Origin of the sequence: Pseudoalteromonas sp. S558 (genome assembly GCF_005886635.1) — a bacterium.
GTDB classification, from domain to species: domain Bacteria; phylum Pseudomonadota; class Gammaproteobacteria; order Enterobacterales; family Alteromonadaceae; genus Pseudoalteromonas; species Pseudoalteromonas aliena.
On the sequence record NZ_PNDU01000226.1, the window covers coordinates 1 to 14,805 of the forward strand.

General features: G+C 39.0%; 11 protein-coding genes and 1 riboswitch. Of the genes, 7 read left to right on the forward strand and 4 right to left on the reverse strand.

Annotated features, from left to right (window positions below; all coding sequences use genetic code 11):
* Nucleotides 1-233: 233 nt before the first annotated feature.
* A riboswitch (cobalamin riboswitch) is annotated at nt 234-417 on the forward strand.
* 37 nt (nt 418-454) lie between these two features.
* Nucleotides 455-2,305: a TonB-dependent receptor domain-containing protein gene (locus tag CWB66_RS15125; protein WP_138586007.1), complete on the forward strand. Its 1,851-nt coding sequence runs from the start codon at nt 455-457 to the stop codon at nt 2,303-2,305.
* A gap of 237 nt (nt 2,306-2,542) precedes the next feature.
* On the opposite strand, the gene msrA is transcribed toward CWB66_RS15125, so the two are convergent.
* From msrA to CWB66_RS15140, 3 genes are all read right to left on the reverse strand, one after another.
* The gene (gene msrA / locus CWB66_RS15130; protein WP_138586008.1) at nt 2,543-3,079 is read right to left on the reverse strand and encodes a peptide-methionine (S)-S-oxide reductase MsrA; all 537 of its coding nucleotides are present in this window, start codon (nt 3,077-3,079) and stop codon (nt 2,543-2,545) included.
* Between the two features lie 84 nt (nt 3,080-3,163).
* A complete protein-coding gene (locus CWB66_RS15135) occupies nt 3,164-6,262 on the reverse strand; it encodes an efflux RND transporter permease subunit (RefSeq protein WP_138586009.1) in 3,099 nt (1,032 codons plus the stop codon).
* Nucleotides 6,263-6,265: 3 nt separating this feature from the next.
* Nucleotides 6,266-7,318 (reverse strand): efflux RND transporter periplasmic adaptor subunit, encoded by a 1,053-nt coding sequence (locus CWB66_RS15140; protein WP_138586010.1) that lies wholly within the window; start codon nt 7,316-7,318, stop codon nt 6,266-6,268.
* Between the two features lie 247 nt (nt 7,319-7,565).
* Between CWB66_RS15140 and CWB66_RS15145 the strand changes: the two genes are divergently transcribed.
* The 6 genes from CWB66_RS15145 to CWB66_RS15170 all read left to right on the forward strand — a co-directional run bounded on the left by CWB66_RS15145 (nt 7,566) and on the right by CWB66_RS15170 (nt 13,002).
* A complete protein-coding gene (locus tag CWB66_RS15145) occupies nt 7,566-8,276 on the forward strand; it encodes a DUF2982 domain-containing protein (RefSeq protein ID WP_138586011.1) in 711 nt (236 codons plus the stop codon).
* Between the two features lie 21 nt (nt 8,277-8,297).
* Nucleotides 8,298-8,630: a hypothetical protein gene (locus CWB66_RS15150; RefSeq protein WP_138586012.1), complete on the forward strand. Its 333-nt coding sequence runs from the start codon at nt 8,298-8,300 to the stop codon at nt 8,628-8,630.
* Nucleotides 8,631-8,697: 67 nt separating this feature from the next.
* A complete protein-coding gene (locus CWB66_RS15155) occupies nt 8,698-10,359 on the forward strand; it encodes an Lcl C-terminal domain-containing protein (RefSeq protein WP_138586013.1) in 1,662 nt (553 codons plus the stop codon).
* A 9-nt stretch (nt 10,360-10,368) separates the two neighbouring features.
* Nucleotides 10,369-10,887, forward strand: coding sequence for an Lcl C-terminal domain-containing protein (locus CWB66_RS15160; RefSeq protein ID WP_138586014.1), 519 nt, complete (start codon nt 10,369-10,371; stop codon nt 10,885-10,887).
* A 140-nt stretch (nt 10,888-11,027) separates the two neighbouring features.
* Nucleotides 11,028-11,948: an ExeA family protein gene (locus tag CWB66_RS15165; RefSeq protein WP_138586015.1), complete on the forward strand. Its 921-nt coding sequence runs from the start codon at nt 11,028-11,030 to the stop codon at nt 11,946-11,948.
* 10 nt (nt 11,949-11,958) lie between these two features.
* Complete coding sequence (locus CWB66_RS15170; protein WP_138586016.1) at nt 11,959-13,002, forward strand: general secretion pathway protein GspB; 1,044 nt, start codon at nt 11,959-11,961, stop codon at nt 13,000-13,002.
* Nucleotides 13,003-13,265: 263 nt separating this feature from the next.
* Here CWB66_RS15170 and CWB66_RS15175 read toward each other — a convergent pair whose 3' ends face one another.
* Nucleotides 13,266-14,459 (reverse strand): cyclic di-GMP phosphodiesterase, encoded by a 1,194-nt coding sequence (locus CWB66_RS15175; RefSeq protein ID WP_077535742.1) that lies wholly within the window; start codon nt 14,457-14,459, stop codon nt 13,266-13,268.
* Nucleotides 14,460-14,805: the final 346 nt, after the last annotated feature.

The window sequence follows — 14,805 nt, forward strand, 5'->3', positions numbered from 1 at the left end:
AGTGATCTATTATAGCGATAAGAAAATAGCGCAATAACAAGGCTAAAACTATGATACATAGTTGTTCTATATAAATAGTTTTTAACGTAGTTAGTGAGTTATTTAATACGCTAGAATGATCATGTTTTTAATAAAATTGGTATTATATGGGCTTGTTCTTTCATAACTCACATTGGTAAATCTGTATTTAGCTATATAGACGTCCATTGACATTTATCAACAAAATACCCACAATAGCGGCATATTTTCAAGGTGCTTGCTAAACGCTTCAAGTTAATAAGTTTTTAGCAGGATAATCGGGAAGTTGGTGCGTTTTCACGATGACTACAAACCCAACACTGCCCCCGCAACGGTAAAGTATGGCATGTTTTTATGTGCTTACTGAGTCCGGAGACCGGCCTTGATGCAATCTTACTTACTTAAATCTTTGCGGTGGGCAAAGGTAGGGGATCTCATGCTAAACAAAACAACCCTTGGCGTTGCAATTTCTGCTGCGCTTTCATTTTCTGCGTCTGGTGCAGAACAATCAATTGAAAAAATAACCGTTACAGCTAACAAGTTTGAGCAATCAATTAATGATGTTTTAGCGAGCGTAAATGTTATTGAACGTGCTGAAATAGAAGTAAGTAACGTACGCGATTTACCTTCCCTTTTAAATACAGTTGTTGGTCTTGATATTGTAAGTAATGGGGGCTTTGGGCAAAAAGCGGATGTATTTGTACGTGGCGCGTCGGCAAAGTACACATTGGTTTTGGTGGATGGTGTTAGGATAAGTGATGCGACTTCGGGTAGTGTGTCGCTTACTAACATCCCAGTTAATAGCATTGAACGTATCGAAGTTATCAAAGGTGCTCGCGCGGCCATTTATGGTTCAGATGCAATCGCAGGGGTTATTAACATCATTACTCGTGATGCAATTAATAATACTTTATCTGCTACATTTGGTAGCAATAGTTACTCAAACTATCAGCTAGCAGGTGGGGTAGCTAAAGATGCGTTGAGCTTTAAATACAATGCAGGTTATGAAGAAACAGATGGCTTTGATGTTACTGAAAAAGACCCTACTGCTGCAATTACTAAAGATCATGATGATGATGGCTATAGAAATAAAAATATTGGTTTTAACTTAAGCTATCATACTGAAGACTTGGGTCAATTTAGCGCACAAGCACAGTATAGTGAAGGTGAGGGCGAATACGATTCGGCATACTCTAGCGACGCTTATGATTTTGAAAACTATATCGCTAAATTAGGTTGGGAAAAAAGCTCTCAAAATTATAATCAAGGTGTTTCAGTCAGTTTATCGCAAGAAGAAAATGAGCAAACAGGGACTGCAGTAAATACTTTTTATAGTACTGAACGTTTTGAAGCAGAATATCGTGGTCTATATACTTTAACTCAAACACTAGAACTAAGTGGCGGTGTTAATTTATTACAAGAAGATTTATCCGGTTCTACAGCAACTTCATTACATGAAAAACGCGATAATAAAGCATTATTTATTGGTGCTTTTTATGATGATGACATATGGCTTGCTAGTGCTGTTATTAGAACCGATGATTACGATTACCACGGTCGCGCTAATACATACAGTACAGGTGTTGGTTATAAAGCTAATAAATATATTAGCGTTCGTGCAAGTCACGGTACAGCATTTAGAGCACCATCATTGGTGAACGCGTTTGTAACGAATAGCCTCTATTATGTAGGTAACAGCGATATTAAGCCCGAAGAGGCTGTGAATAATGAGCTGGGCATTACGCTTACAACAAAATGGGGTCGTTACGATATTACTATTTTTGATAATAATATTACAAACTTAATTGAAAACCAATATGACGCTAATTTGGGAAAATATGTACCTTCAAATGTTGCGCGTGTGTCTATGCAAGGGGTTGAAATTAGTGCTGAGTTTAGCGCGTTAGGGTTTGAACATAACGCTAACTTAAGTTTTTTAGATACAGAAGATGAAACTACGGGTAAAGAGTTGGCGCGTCGCCCATCTGAAGCATTTAATTATACACTAACTAAAAGGTGGGGACATTTTGACGCCAATCTAACCATGCTATATCGCTCAGCTCGCGATTCAATTTCATACTACGATACAGAAATTGCAGCGTTTACTGTGTTTAATATTGCTGCTAACTATCAGCTTTTAGATAATCTAGCGCTACATGCACGTATTGAAAACTTAACTGATAAAGAGTACTTCACTGCGGGTATTGGCTTTGCCGCAAGTGGTGAGCTTTTAGGTTACACCGCACCCAGCAGACAAGTATTTGCTGGGATTAGCTACCAGTTCTAAATTTATTATTTAGTTATTAAAAATACAAAAGCCCGATAAATTATCGGGCTTTTTGCTTTTTCTGTTTACTTTTAAGTTATACCAACCTGCGTAGACCTCTAAACAGTTTAACGGATTAAATCACACGCTAACGTCGTTATAAATTTTTTATTTAGAACCACTAGATATAAAGTTTTTTCCTAGTTAGAGCGCAATTTTATTATCGTTAAATAGCTTCTATACTTATTTAGATTGGTATTAATCAGTTAAAAACTCTTTAAATACGGTTTCAAACTTATGTAATTTTGGCGCGATTAAAATACTGCAATAACCCTGCTGTGGGTTTTCATTGTAATAGTCTTGGTGATAGTGCTCTGCTGGGTAATAAGTGGTAGCAGGGCTTACTTCTGTAACAATCGGATTACTTACATGACTTTGCAGTTGAGCTATTATCTCATTGGTTTGTTTTAGCTGAGTGTCATCATGATAATACACAACACTTCGGTACTGCGTGCCTATATCGTTACCTTGGCGATTCAACTGTGTTGCATCATGCAGAGTAAAAAACATTGCTAACAGTGTTTCAAAGCTAACTACAGTCGCGTCAAATTCAATTTCAACAACCTCAGCGTGACCGGTTGTGCCTGAGCATACAGAATCATATGTTGGGTTGTTAGTTTGTCCGCCTGTATAGCCAGAACTAACCTCTAATACACCCTTTACTCGTCTAAATGCAGCATCTATACACCAAAAACAGCCGCCACCAAATGTTGCTACTTGCGTTGTTGAGCTCATAAGTATTCCTAAAATGTATATGGGGTTTAAGGCGAGCATAAATTGTATGCGCCGCAACAACAAGGTTACGGCGCAATTAAAAGACTAGATCTCTTCGAAAGGTTTTTCAGCGGCTTGTTTGTCTAATTTTTGCTGTAAAAACTCAGGTGATTGTGTGTTACGTGCAAGTGCATAATATGCAGCTGGTACAACAAAAAGCGTCAGTAGGGTCGATACAATAACCCCTGTAAACACGACTACACCGATCACCATGCGGCTTTCAGCACCTGGGCCTGAGGCAAGTACTAAAGGCACTGCGCTCATAACGGTTGTTAATGACGTCATAATAATTGGGCGCAAGCGCTGTGTAGCAGCTTGTAGTATTGCTTCACTAAATTCAACGCCTTTATCGCGTAATTGGTTAGTAAATTCAACAATGAGTATGCCGTTTTTAGCACTTAACCCGATGAGCATAACAATACCTATTTGGCTGTAAATATTCAAGGTAAGCCCTGTAGCCCAAAGGCCAAACATAGCACCCATTAAACCAAGTGGTACGGTAAGCATAATTACAAACGGGTGCATAAAGCTTTCAAACTGCGCCGCAAGTACTAAAAAGGTAACGGTTAACGCGAGTATAAATACGTAGGTCATTGCTGATGCGCCTTCGTAATAAAGTTGCGACTCACCTTTGTAGTCTACTGCACCGTCTATATCGTTTTCCTCAGCAGCGACTTCGTTTAAAAAGTTAAGTGCTTCTTCAAGCGTATAGCCATCCGCTAAGTTGGCGCTTAGCGTTATTGCGCGCATACGGTTGTAACGGTTTAAGCGAGAGGCTGTTGCTTCCTCTTTTAAGCTGATAAGGCTATCAAGTGGCACTAGTTCACCGCTACGTGATTTTAGGTAGATATTCGAAATGTCGGTCGGGTTAGCAAAGTCTTCCTTTGTTCCTTTTAAAATCACATCATATTCTTCACCACGATCAATAAAGGTAGTTACTCGGCGCTGACCAAGCATTGTTTCGAGCGTACGGCCTACATCTGATACCGACACGCCTAAATCAGCCGCTTTGTTTTTATCTATGCTGACTAAAAATTGCGGGAAAGTTTCTTTGTAATCATGGTCAATTCTTACAAGACCAGGGTTTTGCTCAGCACGCTTAATTATACGGTCACGCCAGTCGGCAAGTTGTGCGTAATCATTACCTTGCAATACAAACTCAATAGGGCGAGATGAGCCACCACCGCCAATACCACGGCGCATAATGGCAAATGCACGAACATCAGTCACTTCTTGCATTTTACCGCTTATTTCATCCATTACTTCCCATGTAGAGCGTTTACGTTTATCCCAATCGGCCATGCCAACAATAGCAACACCACCGCTGCCGCCCCAGCCAGGTACCCTTATTAATACACGGCTTAGCTCGCCAGATTCAGAATAGGGCATTAAGCGCTCTTCTATTTTAGCCATATTAGCGGCGTTGTTTTCGTAGCTTGCCCCTTCAGGGCCGCTCATCATAATAAAGAATGTACCACGGTCTTCTTTTGGTGTTAGCTCAGAAGGGACTTGTAAAAACAGTGAGTAACTAACAAAGCCCGCTAATAATAAGCTCACCATTAAGCCCCATTTACGGGTTATATTAGTAGAGAGTGACTTGCGGTAACTTACTTCAATTTTAGTAAATTGACGGTCCATCCATTGGCTAAATTTATTTGGTTTATCTGATACTTTAAGTACTTTAGAGCATAGCGCAGGTGCCAGTGTTAGTGCCGTAACACTTGAGAAAAACACGGCAGCACTTACCGCCATAGCGAATTCTGTAAATAATGCACCGATTCGACCATCCATAAATACCAATGGTACAAACACAGATATAAGTACAAGAGTGGTTGCTACTATTGCAAAACCGACTTCACGCGCGCCTCTAAATGCAGCTAGTAACGGCGGCTCACCCAGTTCAATACGACGGTGAATGTTTTCAAGCATGACAATGGCATCATCTACCACTAAACCGATAGCGAGTACTAGCGCTAGTAGGGTAAGTAAGTTGATTGAGTAACCCATAGCTAATAAAAACATAAAGCTACCAACTAATGCGACAGGTACAGTCACTGCTGGTATAAGTGTTGCCCTTATATTGCCTAAAAACAAAAATATAACGAGCACGACTAAACCCATAGAGATAGCAAGCGTGCTGTAAACTTCACTAATTGATTCTTTAATAAATACAGACGAATCATAGCTATCTTGAATAGTGGTCCCTTCAGGTAAGTTTCGTTTGATTTTTTCAAGTTCGCTACGTGCGTTATCGACTACTGTTAGTGTGTTTGCTTTAGCTTGTTTTACAATGCCTAAACCAATCATGTTGCGGCCGTTACCACGAAACAAGCTTTCGTCATCGGCGGCTTCAAGGTGAACATCGGCGACTTCACCTAAACGCACTAAATAACCTTCTTCACCGCGTTTAATAACCAGATTTTCAAAATCGCGTTGATCTTTATAGCTACGTGCCGTTCGCACGGTAAAGTCACGGTCTATAGATTCTATTTCGCCAGCCGGTAACTCAACGTTTTCTGTACGAAGTGTGTTTTCTATATCGCTTGAGGTAATACCCCGTGCGGCCATTGCTTGGCGATTAAGCCAAATTTTCATGGCATATTGGCGTTCACCACCAATGCGTACATTAGATACACCATCTACTACGGCTAAACGGTCAACTATAAAACGCTGTGCATAATCAGATAACTGCAATGAGTCCATTGTTTCGCTGTTTAATACAAACCATGCTATTGGGCTTTCATCGCTGTTAGATTTAGAGACTTCTGGCGGTCGAACTTGATCGGGCAAACTATCAAGTGCACGGGCTACGCGCTCGCGTACATCGTTAGATGCGGCGTCTATGTCGCGGTTTATATCAAACTCAATAGTAATGTTTGAACGTCCATTACGACTCGACGAATTAATACTTTTAATACCTTCAATACCCGAGATGCGGTTTTCGATAACTTGGGTGATTTTGGTTTCTATAATTTCCGCAGAAGCGCCGGTATATTCAGTACTGATGTTTACAATAGGTGTTTCAATATCAGGGTATTCTCGAAGTGGCAGCATGGTAAATGCAACCACTCCAAAAGTCAGGAGCAGTAAATTTATTACAATGGCAAAAACGGGGCGTTTGACGCTAGTATCTGTAATCTTCACATATTACCCCTTTACGCTTACTTTACTTCCAGAGCGAATTTTTATCAGCCCTTCGGTAACAATTTGCTGGCCGTCTGTTAAGCCTTCATCAATAGCAACCCAGCCGTTGTTTCTGCTAGCAACATGTACTTCAATACGATTAGCTATACCGCCTTTAATTTGAAAAACAAAGTGTTTGTCTTGCAAAGGTATCACCGCTTTTTCTGGCACCATCAAAGCTTGATTGCTGCTAAGCTCGAGTGCGGTGTTAAGTAGCATACCTGGGCGTAATAACCCTGATTTATTAGCAAAACTTGCTGTTACTTCAACACTGCGTGTTACAAAGTCAATACGTGAGCTAATATGTGTTACTTTACCGGTGAAGGTTTTATCTGGGTAAGCGTCGTTTTGAGTAAGTACTTTCATACTCACGCTAAGTTGCGCCAAGTATTTTTCAGGTACTTTAAAATCAACTTTAATAATACTAATATCATCAAGCGTAGTTATTATTGTTGCGTTGCTAACATAAGCACCTACCGATATTTCACGCTTACCTAAAAGACCAGAAAACGGTGCGGTTATTGTCATTTCATTTAGTTTTACCGTAGCGCTTTCTAGCTGCGCTTTAGTTGCATCAACACGAGATAGCTGTTCTTCTAATAACGACTTTGCAGTTGATTGCGAGCGTGAAAGTTCGGTTAGTCGATTGAGCTGGCGTTTTTCTTCTTGTAGATTAATACTTAACTCTTTAACAGCAAGTTGTTCTTGCTTACTTTGCAGTTGTACTAACTTTTGGCCTTTACTGACTAAGTCACCATCTTTAAAGTAAATATCTGTGACATAATCGTTTTGTGCGCTTTTTATATAAATGGCTTGATTTGCACGTGCACTGCCGATGGCCTCGATCATGACAGCATTTTCTTGTGAGGTAACAGTATGCGCAGATACCTGAGTAGACATTTTAGAGAAATCTGTTTGTTCGCCATGGCTAGACGGTAAATATAAGTAGACGCTAAATATTAGCAATAGCGTAATAATAAATGGGAAAAGAGCTTTGCCTGATTGTCTTGAGTACATCGTTTTCATACCTGAAAATTAATTGTAACTATTGTACGAAATAAGACCGGAGAAAGACGGTTATGTGTCTCATAAATTTGTGCGTTAAGCGTAAAAGTTGATGAGAATAATAGTGCGTACCTGTTTTGTTGCAATTAAAGAGGTAAATATATGAATTTTAAAACATCCTGCAAGGCTTGTATAAGGGCCAGAAAAGTCATTGCATGGGCTATTATTATGTTTATATTTTACATGGTGTTTTATCAGCATGGGTAAAAATAATATAAAATATAGAGCGCAAGGTACTCGCAATGGTATTGAAATATTAATAGTAGGTGCTGTTGGGTTGGCATTTATTATGGCATTTATTATGGCATTTAATTTATTACGCCCAGGTGAAATCAGTATTTTAGAAATTTTTTTAGTGAGTGTTTGCCTAGTTGCCATTTTTGTTGGTTTTTTAAAAACTCAAGAGCCTTTTTATAGTTTAGTATTAGATGAAGCAACACTTGTTTATAACCATAAATATGGTTCTTGGCGTTTGCCTCATGCTAATTTTCATCACAGTGGCATACCTAAAGTAAAAGATAGTTTTGAATACATAGAATTGAATGCTGTGGGAGTGAAAGTAAATGATATAGATGAGTTTTTAGCAGATATTGCTCCTCGAATCGCAGGCAAACTACTTATAGAGCAACGATATTTATTTATGCAAGCTGTTCAAAAACATTGCAAAAATGGTAATTGCCCATCAGAATGGTTAATAGAAGACACACAATATAAATCCCAAAAAGGGATTTGCTATAATGGACTTATAGCTATGTTTGCAAACAGAGCTAAGTTCCTTCAACTGCTAACAGGTTATGATTTATTATTGCCTGCCAGTGTATTAGATAGAGATGTTTGGGATTTCAGTGCTAACTTGAATAAATGGAAGCATCAACCCAGTCAGTTTATAGCATCGCAAGTAAGAGATTAAACTGCGATAGTAGGAATCGTAATGAGCCAAGAAAGAGCCTTTTTAAAAAGTGGTCGAAATACCATAATACATAAAGATCGAAAACTTGATTTAGTTATTGTAAATTCGGAATCACACCCTCGGATTAAAGTGACGCAAAGTGGTTTAGAACCATTTAAAGAAGAACTGCCAAAAAATCGCCGCGATGCGAAAGAGCGATACTTAGAAGTCGTGTATGTTGGAAGTGCTGATTTGTTTGGCGAAGAAAAACAACTTCTGTTTATTCAAGCTTTAGATGGGCGTGAATACAAAGTAGATTACAGTAAAATAGGTACGAAGTTGTTTGTACGCATTCATCAAGATACTTATATGTAAATTTTAATGGCATCTTTATTGCTTGTGATTACACTATAGTAATTATTTAACATAGAAGGTGCTGCGCATGAAAGCGTTTGCTTTAATTCCTCTCATTTCTTGCAGCTTACTGAGTGCATGTGGAGGCGGTGGTGGTAGTGATGATAATTTAGCTGTAGAGGCATCGGTTAATGCTGGAGCTGATTTAAGTGTTATCGAAAAAACTGAATTTACCATTACTGCACAGGGCTCTCCCGCCGATGGTACATTTACGTGGCAACAAGTAAGTGGCCCAAGTTTAGACGGTTTTCCGCTTGATGGTGCAGAGCAAACACTTACGGCACCTGATATTAAAACCGACAGCAATATCGTTTTACGAGTTAGTTATCAAAGCTCAGGTAGTAGTGCCGTAAGTGACGATGTTTCTATTTCAGTTAGTTCTAATAATCAACTCCCCCTCGCTGTTATTACACAAACGTTACCAGTAACTCCCCCTTCTGTATACAAAGACACTGTAACTTTAAGTGGTCTCGAATCAAGTGATCCAGATGAAAACGGTCAAATTAATAGCTATTTATGGCAGCTGTTATCAGGTCCAGATTTAAATATTACTACTTTCAATGAGGCTACCCTTAGTTTTTCACATCCTTTATTGGAAAGTAGTGAGAATTTATCGTGGCAATTAACAGTCACTGATGATGAAGGCGGTGAGGCCAGTACGCAATACACTATGACACTCAATAAAACGAATGAGTTAGTAGATGCAAATGCTGGAGAAGATCAAAATATTGAAGAGTTCGAACAAGTAACTTTAGATGCAACTAGCAGTGAAACAGTTACTGATACATATCAGTGTAAATGGCAACAACTTACCGGAAGTACTGAGGCACTGACTGATAGTAGCCAATGTATAACAACATTTTTTGCCTCCGATGTAGATACAGATACAATATTAAGCTTTGAGGTAACGGTAACTGATTCGAAAGGACGCACCGATACAGATGCGCTATTTATTGATGTATCACCAAAATCACTGGGGCTTATAAATGACAGTGGTGTTGGTGAATGTTACAACAATACTCTGCGCATAAATTGCGATAATGATGACTTTCCGGGTCAAGATGCAGAGCTTGGTCGTGATAGCTTTGCTAATCGTCTAGATAAAGTGGGCCAAGGTAACTTAGCGTTTGATTATACAAAGCTGAATGAGTTTGCAGATGAAGTTGCTGACGACAGCACTAACTTTAGTTGTATTCGCGATAATGTAACGGGCTTGGTTTGGGAAGTGAAAAGCGTAATATCGGGTTCTTTACCAAATACCCCGTTACGTGACGGTCAAAATCATTACACTTGGAATTTAAGTGATGCAGATTCCGGTGCTGCAACTACAGGTGGTGCTAACACCACATGTCCAAGTGATACCGACTGCGGCTTACAAACGTATATTAATGAAGTTAACGCTGTTGATTTTTGTGGTGGTACAAATTGGCGAGTACCTACTTATACAGAGTTATTAGGCTTAATTGATTACGGTAAGCAAGGACAAAGAGTACTAATAGATACGAGCATTTTTCCTCATATTCCCTTAGCTGGAGCTATAAGTGGGGTCAGCTTGCCTTATTGGACGTCGCAAACGGCGGCTGATGGAACGAGTTTATCGCAAGCTTATATAATAGATATGAGTAGTGGTAATGATCTTGCCTACCCTAAAGATAAAACGGCTTATGTCCGCTTAGTCAGAAGCCGTTAGGAGAAAATTATGAAAATAACATCATTTTACGCATTAACGATAATGGCTCTGAGCTTTAATCTTGCCGCCGAACAAACTTGTTACTCATCAACCGATACAACAACGCCAACTGACCGATTTGTTATAAACACGGATGGCACTGTATCGGATCCACAAACAGGTTTAATGTGGCAGCGTTGTAGCTATGGACAAGTATACAATGCGCAGACTAATAATTGTGATGGCTCTACACCATCACTTACTTGGCAAGAAGCATTAAAGGTAGCGGTTAACGATGCAACCGCAAAGCATGATGATTGGCAAGTGCCCAATATTAAAGAGCTGGCAAGTATTTTAGAGCATAGCTGTACAGAGCCAAGTATTAATGAAACTGTTTTTTTTGGCACTAAGCTACAAAATTATTGGTCTAGTACCTCAGGAGTCAGCAACATGAGCTCAGCTTGGGTTTATCAATTTGATAGTGGTTTAAATAGCCTGCATGCTAAAACCAGTGATGTGTATTTACGTTTAGTGCGCTACGAAAAGTAAATACTCAGACTCTTTTTTGTAATGTGCACTTTATTTTACATAAATTTACGTTATTTCAATAATAAAGCGCTTACAGTGTTGTCACTGCAAGCGTTTTTTTGCCATTATAGGCCGTGATTTATTGACGAAGGAACATCACGGTGTATTTAAGCTATTTTGGCCTGAACGAAAAACCATTTTCTATCTCGCCTAACCCTCACTACTTATTTTTAAGTGAACGACATAAAGAAGCCTTAGCACACCTTACCTACGGATTGGGTGAAGATGGAGGATTTGTATTATTAACGGGTGAAGTAGGTACAGGAAAAACGACAATTACCCGCAGTATGCTAGAGCAGCTTCCTGAAAATACACAAGTGGCTATGATCCATAACCCAGCACTTTCAGAGCTTGAATTATTAGCCAGTATTTGTGACGAGTTAAAAATTAGTTATGATACACAAAACGCAACGCTAAAAAGCCTTACCGATATTATAAAAAAGCATTTAGAGACAAATAATAAATCGGGTGGGCATACCATACTAATTATTGATGAAGCGCAGTTGCTTGCACCCAATGTGCTTGAACAATTGCGTTTGCTGACAAATATAGAAACCGATCATAAAAAACTATTACAAATAGTGCTCGTGGGTCAACCTGAACTACAGGAGCTTTTAAAGCGAAATGAGCTGAGGCAACTGGCTCAGCGAATAACAGCTCGTTACCATTTATTGCCACTTACGCAAGGACAAACCGTAGCCTATATTAAACATCGGCTACATATAGCTGGGTGTGATAAGGGAATATTTTCAATGGATGCTATGCAAGCTGTGCATCAATTAACGGGTGGGGTGCCCCGCCTAATGAACTTAGTATGTGAGCGAGCTTTAGTGGGCACTTTTGCAAAACAGCAGTTAGTTGTTGATGGCGATATAATAAAAAAGTCAGCCCATGAATCACTTCCTATGGATTTTATTGCCTCAACCAATAAAAAACCGCAAAACTCTATTTCTTTTTGGTCATATGGCATTGCGTTCGCTGCTTTATTTACAGTCGGTATTGGGCTTTCATTTATTTTATAGTTAGGTAGTTATGTCTTATTTATTAGATGCATTAAAACAGTCAGAACAAGCTGATATGAGTGCTGAGCAATATGATTTACAGTCAGAACAATTAAAACAGCAGCAAGCACTTAAACGTTACAGACGATTAGCATTGATATTTGGCGGAAGTTTGGTCGCGTTTATTGCCGTTGCAACGGGTTTTACAACAGGTAAATGGCTGCAAGTGAGCCCTTTATTAAAAACCTCGGTAGCTGATGAACTTAAAGTGGTTGAAAGTAAAATACCAGCGCCTGAAATAAAGCCTGATACAGAGGATGCTGAGCTTCAAAAGCAGCAATTAGCTCAATTAGAGTCAGCCAATAAAGTCGCTGCAACAAATACCGCCACAATAGAAGGGCAGTTGGTACATGTGCAAACACCTAATGGTGTGCAGCAAATGCTACTAACACTGAGCGGACAATATATTCCTATGCCATTAAATACCCCCTTGAGTGCCACTGGTTATAATCAGCAACAGTTTGTGCAGCAGGTCATGCCTGTTCAAAATTATAATCAGCAAGCATTTAATCCACAAACTAATTATAATCCGAGTAATGTACAAAATTCGTCGGTATTTGGGCAAAATCAAAATACGGCATCGGCGCAACTTGATATGAGTAAGTATAAAGTTCTTGGCAAGCCAATAAATGGCAGCACTGAGCAACCGCAAGTTAGTGACCCAGAGCTTGATGCAGTACCCACTACTTTAAAAAATGCGTTTGTTCAAGCAGTGCAAGATGCAGAAAAAAATCAAGATTACGAAGTAACGCAAGGAACCCGTCATTCTTCTCGCGTTGATCCTGTTGAGTTATTGCCTGATGGATTGCAGGTTATTTTGCCTCCAATAAAATATCAAGCACATATTTATTCATCAAGTGCCGATAAGCGCTGGATAAAGCTTAATGGGCGAGAACTTCATGAAGGTGAAAGTATCGGTGCGCTCACTGTTCGCGAAATTACACCTGAGCAAAGTGTTCTAGATTTTGATGGATATGAGTTTAGCTTAAAAGCATTGCAAGATTGGCCTGAATAATATCAATTTTATTAAAAACATGATCATTATAGCGTCTTAAATAACTCACTAATTATGTTAAAAATTATTTATAGCCGACTGCATGGATGCAGGAAGGTGAGCAATGCACGGAGCAATTATTGATAACAACACTATGTCATAATTTTAGTCTTGTTATTGAGCTATTTTCGTATCGCTATAATAGTTCGCTAATTTAATGCAACTGGTATAAGGGCTATAAGCTACTTCATAGGTGCTTTTTACTTTGAAGTAGCAAAATTAATTTAAGGTAGAATCGTATTTTTATAAAAACGTTCTATATCAATATTATATTCTTTAGCCTTAACCGCAGACTCAAGTGAATCCAAGGTCTTTTTACTTGCTAAATCTATATCTTTTATTTCAGTGTAGCGACTATGTTTAGCGCTGTAGAACGTTTTAACGATGGGCTTTAAAGGTGTCGCAGGGTTGCTTTCGGTAACTAACCCAATTTTTTGGCTTGATAACCTCACCAGAGTACCTACAGGATGGATGCCAATACACTGAATAAATTTATTCAGTAATACAGGGTCAAAGCTATCTGGGCAGCCGTCTTTTAATATTTTAAATGCTTTTATTGGCTCCATTCCTGCTTTATATACTCGCTCAGCAGTGAGTGCATCATACACATCAACAATAGAAGACATTCGTACATATTGGCTTATCTCTTCGCCTTTTTTACCAAATGGATAACCTTTACCATCTAGCCGCTCATGATGCATACCTGCAATATCAACAGCAATACCTGTTAGTCCTGCTTCTTCTAGAATTTCTTTGCTAAACAGTGAGTGGTTTTTCATTATCTCAAATTCAGCTTCAGTAAAACGTCCTGGCTTATTAAGTACTTCATCAGGAATCTTTATTTTTCCTATATCGTGCAAAAGTGCACCAGTAGTTAGCTCTTCTATTATGTCTTTTTCTATATTTAAATGTTTTGCAAAGATACTCATTAAAATTGAAACATTAATAGAGTGCTCAAGTAAGTAAGCATCTTTTTGGCGCATTTGCGTAAGGCACGCAAGCGCATCTTGATTCCTAAATACAGAATCTATAAAGCCACTGGCAAGTTCTCTAAAAGGGGTTATGTCTATATCACGACCTGCTTTTATGTCTTTAAACGCTTTAGTTTGTAACGTTCTAGCTTCGTCGTATAGTTTTTTGGCCTTCCCCATTTCTTGTTCTGCACTGTGTACTTTTTGCCAAGGATCGCGTTTTTTAAGTGGAGTAGGGATATCAAGTGGTTGTTTTTCGGGGACTGACTCGATGAGTGTTTTATCAGGGTCTATTTCGACTTCTAAAATGCCTGCTTTTTTAAGTTTATCAATGCCGGCTTGAGTTTTAACCCAGCCTTGATTTTTTATTTTAATACGACCTGTTTGTTTAGTGACACTTTGTACAAACATACCAGGGAGTAACTGTGAAATAGGAACAATTTTCAAATTAACAACTCAATGGTTTATTTATATATAAAATAGCAAAGAATAATACTTTTATATAGTAAAAGGCATCAAATGATGCCTTTTTTAATGGTTATGGATGAGGGCGTGTTGATCTTTGGTGGTTGAGTTTACAGCAGACTGTTTGGTGTTTAAGCAAGGCAGAGCCTATGGTGTGTGGTGTTCCCCATAAATAGGCGATAACGCAGCATAAATGCCAAACATGCGCTGCCCTTTGGGTTCTTTCTAGGGACGATTAACTCTTTGTTGCTCGGTTTTTACTTAGCCCACTAGGTTACAAACCTCGCGCCGCGATTAAATCGCCCCTAGATTGAACAAATTTCAATCC